The 527-nt window shown below is 60.5% G+C and carries 1 protein-coding gene; it reads left to right on the top strand.

Features of this window, described 5'->3' with window-relative positions; genetic code table 11:
• Positions 1 to 527 (top strand): formyltetrahydrofolate deformylase (locus GB927_RS34260; protein WP_256121594.1); only part of this gene is annotated, 527 nt, incomplete at both ends.

Here is a 527-nt window from a genome sequence, read left to right as displayed (position 1 = left end):
TTTGCCGCCGTCGGCAAGAAATTCGCGATGACCTACCGCTTCAACGACAGCGACGAGCGCATGAAGGTGCTGCTCATGGTGTCGCGCTTCGGCCATTGCCTGAACGACCTGCTCTACCGCTGGAAGATCGGCGCGCTGCCGATCGATATCGTCGGCGTCGTCTCCAACCACTTCGATTACCAGAAAGTCATCGTCAACCACGACATCCCCTTCCACCACATCAAGGTGACCAAGGAGAACAAGCCGCAGGCCGAAGCCCGGCTGATGGAAGTGGTCGAGCAGTCCGGCGCGGAACTCATCGTGCTCGCCCGCTACATGCAGGTGCTGTCGGATGCGGTGTGCAAGAAGATGTCCGGCCGCATCATCAACATCCACCACTCGTTCCTGCCGTCGTTCAAGGGGGCAAATCCCTACAAGCAGGCCTTCGAGCGCGGCGTGAAGCTGATCGGTGCCACGGCGCACTACGTCACCGAGGATCTCGACGAAGGTCCGATCATCGAGCAGGACGTCGCGCGCATCACCCATGC

Source organism: Shinella lacus (assembly GCF_010994755.1).
GTDB lineage: Bacteria > Pseudomonadota > Alphaproteobacteria > Rhizobiales > Rhizobiaceae > Shinella > Shinella lacus.
The sequence above is the reverse complement of the archived record's forward strand: the minus strand, read 5'-3'. Positions and strand labels throughout refer to the sequence as shown.